This is a genomic window from Mesorhizobium sp. M7A.F.Ca.CA.002.09.1.1 (genome assembly GCF_003998555.1).
Classification (GTDB): Bacteria; Pseudomonadota; Alphaproteobacteria; order Rhizobiales; family Rhizobiaceae; genus Mesorhizobium; species Mesorhizobium ciceri.
In genome coordinates this window covers 1-5,323 of record NZ_RZRR01000349.1, presented here as the reverse complement: position 1 = coordinate 5,323, position 5,323 = coordinate 1, and the positions used below count along the sequence as shown (strand labels likewise).

4 protein-coding genes and 1 pseudogene are annotated in these 5,323 nt (G+C 63.2%); all 5 read left to right on the top strand.

Annotation, left to right across the window (positions count from 1 at the left end):
- On the top strand, positions 1-426 hold a 426-nt coding region (locus tag EN994_RS16535), incomplete at its 5' end, for an LptF/LptG family permease (protein ID WP_127307658.1).
- Positions 426-2,864 carry an LPS-assembly protein LptD gene (locus EN994_RS16530; RefSeq protein ID WP_024504312.1) on the top strand — a complete coding sequence of 813 codons (2,439 nt, stop codon included), beginning with the start codon at positions 426-428 and terminating at the stop codon, positions 2,862-2,864. The genes EN994_RS16535 and EN994_RS16530, both read left to right, overlap by 1 nt.
- A gap of 90 nt (positions 2,865-2,954) precedes the next feature.
- The gene (locus EN994_RS16525) at positions 2,955-3,893 is read left to right on the top strand and encodes a peptidylprolyl isomerase (protein ID WP_024504313.1); all 939 of its coding nucleotides are present in this window, start codon (positions 2,955-2,957) and stop codon (positions 3,891-3,893) included.
- Position 3,894: 1 nt separating this feature from the next.
- Positions 3,895-4,923: a 4-hydroxythreonine-4-phosphate dehydrogenase PdxA gene (gene pdxA, locus EN994_RS16520; RefSeq protein WP_127307657.1), complete on the top strand. Its 1,029-nt coding sequence runs from the start codon at positions 3,895-3,897 to the stop codon at positions 4,921-4,923.
- Between the two features lie 10 nt (positions 4,924-4,933).
- A pseudogene (locus EN994_RS16515) lies at positions 4,934-5,320 on the top strand (rRNA adenine N-6-methyltransferase family protein); the annotation flags it as partial.
- Positions 5,321-5,323 lie beyond the last annotated feature (3 nt).

The following is a 5,323-nucleotide window of genomic DNA, read 5'->3' as shown; positions in this document are numbered from 1 at the left end:
ATCCAGGCATCGGCAACCGATCGCGTACCGACCAATCTGAAGCCCGAATTCGTGCAAGAGCGGCTGGCGCGCCCGGAAACCATCCCCTTCTACGACCTGCCCGGAAAGATCGAGGTTGCCCGCTCCTTCGGCCTCAAGGCAAATGCCTTTGCCATGCAGTTTGATTCGCTCGTGGCGTTGCCGTTCCTTCTCGTCGCCATGACGCTGATCGCGGCAACGGTTTCAATGCGATTTGCTAGGATGGGGCAGTCGGCGACGATGATTCTGGGTGGCATCATCGCTGGCTTTCTGCTTTATGTCGTTTCGGTTCTGGTGAAGGCATTCGGCGTGGCGGGATTCGTGCCGACTGTCGTAGCCGCCTGGGTACCGGTCATGGTGGCTATGTTCTTCGGGGTGACTTTCCTGCTATACAAGGAAGACGGCTAGTGAGGGAGGCGTTTTTGCCCAGCAACAGGCAGGCCGGTTTGGCGCGCCTCTATGCGGCGACCGCCTTGGCGTGCGTGCTTGCCTACGCCGTTCCGGCACCGGCGCTTGCGCAGGACGTCGGCGACATGGCGACATCGGTTCCGTCCGGCTCGCAAATGCTGCTGGCGGCCGACACGCTGGTCTATAACAACGACAACCAGACCGTGACCGCCGTTGGCGGCGTGCAGATCGACTATGGTGGCAATCGCCTTGTCGCCCAGCGGGTCGAGTACAACCGCAACACCAAGCGAATGGTCGCAAGCGGTAACGTCGAAGTCATCAACAGCGACGGTACCAAGATCAATTCGCAGCATATCGACATCACCGATGACTTCGCCGACGGCTTCGTCAACGCGTTGCGGGTCGAAACCATCGACAAGGCCTATTTCGCCGCCGAAAGCGCCGAACGCATGGGCGGCGTGCTGACCACCTTCCACAATGGCGTCTACACCGCCTGCGAGCCGTGCGAGGATAAGCCGGACAAAGCGCCGACCTGGCGCGTCAAGGCCAAGAAGATCATCTGGAACGGCGAGAAGAAGACGGTTCGCTTCGAGAATGCGAATTTCGAGTTCTTCGGTTTTCCGCTTGCCTATCTGCCTGCATTCGAAATTGCCGACCCGACGGTGAAGCGCAAGAGCGGCTTCCTGATCCCGAGCATCATCTACAAGAGCGATCTCGGCGTCGGCGTGAAAGTCCCCTATTATCTTGCATTGGCGCCGACCTACGACCTGACCGTCACCGGCACCGGCTATACCAAGCAGGGTTTCCTCGGTGAGGCCGAGTGGCGTCAGCGCTTCAACAATGGCGAGTACAGCTTGAAGATCGCCGGGATACACCAGCAGAATCCCGACGCTTTCCTCGACACCACTGCCTTCCCCTCCAGCTCTGGCCACAACGTCAATTCGGGCAGCGCCGGCGATCCCAACAAATTCCGCGGCATGATGGGTACCCAGGGGCAGTTCGCCATCAACTCACGCTGGAACTTCGGCTGGGACGTGCTGCTGCAGACCGACAAGAATTTCTCGAACACCTACGGCATCGAAAAGTACAATAGCAGCGTCCACCAGTCGTCGGTCTACTTGACGGGTCTCAACGGCCGCAACTATTTCGACGTGCGCGCCATGCATTTCGATGTGCAGGAAGATACACCTGACGACAACGCCTCTGCGCGAAGCGGACAACAGCCCTGGGTGCTGCCGTCGCTCGACTACGCCTATATTCCTGATGCGTCGGTGGCCGGCGGCCAGCTATCGCTCAATGTCAACGCGCGTGTCATCCGCCGCGACGATGTCGATGAGACCTTCGTCGAGCCCTACAATGCCCTCACTCCCACGCAGCGCGTCCGCGGCATTGAAGGCGAATCGGGCCGTCTCACCGCCGAGGCCGAGTGGAAGCGGAGCTTCGTCACCGATGGCGGGCTGGTGCTGACGCCGTTGCTCGCGCTGCAGGGCGACGTCGACTACCTCAACGCGTCGTCGGCTTCGCTGGACGCGATCGACAGAATGGCGACGCATTTGGGCGAGCAGGACGACATGCGCTCGTCATTTGCCCGTTACATGGCAACCGCCGGGCTTGAGATGCGTTGGCCGGTGCTGTTTTCCATGGCCAGCGGGTCCAGCCATGTCATCGAACCGATGGCACAGGTCTTCATGCGTCCGAACGAGCAATATGTCGGCGGCCTCTCAGTGCCTAACGAAGACGCCCAAAGCATGGTCTTCGATGCGACCACCTTGTTCGAACGCGACAAGTTCTCCGGCTACGACCGCGTCGAAGGCGGTTCGCGCGCCAATGTCGGCTTCCGCTATTCCGGCTCCTACAACAATGGCTGGGGCACCAATGCCATTTTCGGCCAATCCTATCAGATTGGCGGCGAGAATTCGTTCGCCGCGCCGGATTTGGTGAATGTCGGCGCAAACTCCGGCCTCGACACGACCAAGTCCGACTATGTCGGCCTGTTCGGCATCAACAGCCCCAACGGCTTCGCGGCCTCGGTCAGCGGCCGTTTCGACGAACAGAGCTTCGAGATCCGCCGCGCCGAGGTGAAGGCCGCCTATTCCGGCCTGCCTGTGTCGCTGAGCGCCAAATACGCCTTCATCCAGGCCCAGCCGCTGTACGGCTTCACCACCGACCGCCACGAGGTCACGCTTGGTGCATCCACGCATCTGGCCGAAAACTGGCGCGTCTTCGGCACAGGAACCTACGACCTGCAGCAGAGCCTGCTGGTCAAGGATGGCGTCGGCTTCGCCTACAACGATTCCTGCTTCACTTATTTGATGACCTACTCGCAGTCGCGCGATCTGAACACCAGGGAGGTGTCGCAGACCATCGGCTTCAATCTGTCGTTCCGCACCCTCGGCGATTTCGGCTCGTCGACCAGTGCCGTCGACACGATCCAGTAACAATCGGCGACATCGTTTCGCCGCATAGGGCTGGCACGGATTTCGCGCACCTGGAAAGATCAAATTGGGCGGGACCGGGATAGAATTGGGATGCCAACGATGAGGAAATACCTCTTTTCAGCAGGTTTCGCGTTGCTCGTGGCGGCGACGTCCGTGTCGATCACCGTAATGGCGCCGCCGGCTTTCGCCAGCGAGATCAAATACGTCGTCAACGACATTCCTGTCACCACCGGCGACATCGCCCATCGCGCCGCTTTCCTGAAGCTGCAGCGCAAGAAGGGCGATGCCGGCCAGGAAATGATCGACCAGACGCTGCGTATGGCCGAGGCCAAGCGGCTTGGTATCCGCATCAGCGACGCCCAGGTCGATGCCGCGTACCAGCGCTTTGCCTCGAGCAACAAGATGCAGCTCAGCCAGCTCGACGGCGTCATGGAGAAGTCGGGCGTCACCAAGAGCCACTTCAAGGAATTCATCCGCGCCCAGATGGCCTGGAACCAGGCCTTGAGCGCGCGCTACCGTTCCGGCGACGGCACCGGCGCCGTCAGCGAACAGGATCTCGTCAGGAAGATGCTCGAAAAAGGCGGCGCCAAACCGAGCGCCACCGAATACATGCTGCAGCAGGTCATCTTCGTGGTGCCGGCGGCTGAACGCAGCGCGACGCTGGGCAAACGCAAGCGAGAGGCCGACGCCATGCGCGCCCGCTTCAACGGCTGCAACACGACGCGCGAATTCGCCAAGGGCCTGATCGACGTCACCGTTCGCGATCTGGGCCGGGTGCTGGCGCCGCAACTGCCGCCGGACTGGGCCGAGCAGATCAAAGCTACCAAAGTCGGCGGTGCCACCGTCACGCGCGAAACCGAACGCGGCGTCGAATTCATCGGCATCTGCTCGTCGCGCGAAGTGTCCGACGACAAGGTTGCCCAGATGGCGTTCCAGGCCGAAGGCTCCGGCGGCGACAAGGATGCCGACGCGCTCAGCAAGAAATATGTCGACGAGCTGAAGGCAAAAGCCCGCATCGTCAAGCGCTGACGTGGGCAACGCAGTGACTGCGCTCGCGTTGAGCGCCGGCGATCCGTCCGGCATTGGGCCGGAGATCGCCATCGCCGCCTTCATGGCGCGTGAAGCTGCCGCCCTGCCCCCCTTCTACCTGCTCGCCGATCCGGCGCTGATCGCCTCCCGGGCGCGCCTGCTCGGCCTCTCGCTGCCGATCGCCGAAGCCACCCCGGCACAAGCGGCGCAGGTCTTTGCCCGCGCCTTGCCGCTCGTTCCGCTGGCTGCAGGCTGCATCGACAGCCCCGGCCAGCCGGATCCGGCCAATGCGGCCGCCACGATCGAGGCCATCGACCGCGCCGTCGCCGATTGCCTTGCCCGCGAAGCCTCGGCCGTGGTCACCTGCCCCATCGCCAAGAAGCCGCTCTACGATGCCGGCTTTCGCTTTCCCGGCCACACCGAATATCTGGCGCATCTGGCGGCTCGGCACAGCGGCGTCGAGGCGATGCCGGTGATGATGCTGGCAGGACCCGACCTGCGCACCGTTCCCGTCACCATCCACATAGCGCTGGCCGAGGTGCCGAAGGCACTGACCACCGAACTGATCGTCGCCACCGCGCGCATCACCGCTGCCGACCTTGCCGGCCGCTTCGGCATTGCCAGGCCACGGCTGGCGATTGCCGGGCTCAATCCACATGCCGGCGAAGGCGGCGCCATGGGCCTCGAGGACGAGCGGATCGTGCGCCCGGCGGTCGACATCCTGCGCGCCGAAGGCATCGACGCTTTCGGCCCTTTGCCGGCCGACACGTTGTTCCATGTCCGGGCGCGGGCTGGTTACGACGCGGCCCTTTGCATGTATCACGACCAGGCGCTTATCCCGGCCAAGGCGCTGGCTTTCGACGAGGCGGTCAATGTCACGCTCGGCCTGCCCTTTATCCGCACCTCGCCCGACCACGGCACGGCCTTCGACATCGCCGGCAAGGGTGTGGCGCGGCCCGACAGCCTGATAGCGGCGCTGAAGCTTGCCCGGCGGCTGGCCGACACGAACACCAAGGCGGTTGCCGCATGAGATCTCGGGCATGACCATCGACGGGCTGCCGCCGCTGCGCGAGGTGATCGAGCGTCATGGGCTGCAGGCGAAGAAGGCGCTCGGCCAGAATTTCCTGCTCGACCTCAACCTCACCGGCAAGATCGCCCGCACCGCCGGCGACTTGTCCGATGCAACCGTCATCGAGGTCGGCCCCGGTCCCGGCGGGCTGACCCGCGCCTTGCTTGCCAACGGAGCGCGCCAGGTGATCGCCATAGAGCGCGACGAACGTTGCCTGGCTGCTCTTGCCGAAGTGTCCGGCCACTATCCCGGCCGGCTGGAGGTTGTTTCGGGCGATGCGCTGAAGACGGATTTCACGGGCCTTGCCGGTCGAGCGACCGGCAATGGCGGCCCGGTCAAGATCGTGGCCAACCTGCCCTAG

Bases quoted from the DNA above. Each gene is read 5' to 3' on its own strand.
- EN994_RS16525 (WP_024504313.1), top strand. From the start codon at position 2,955: ATGCCAACGATGAGGAAATACCTCTTTTCAGCAGGTTTCGCGTTGCTC.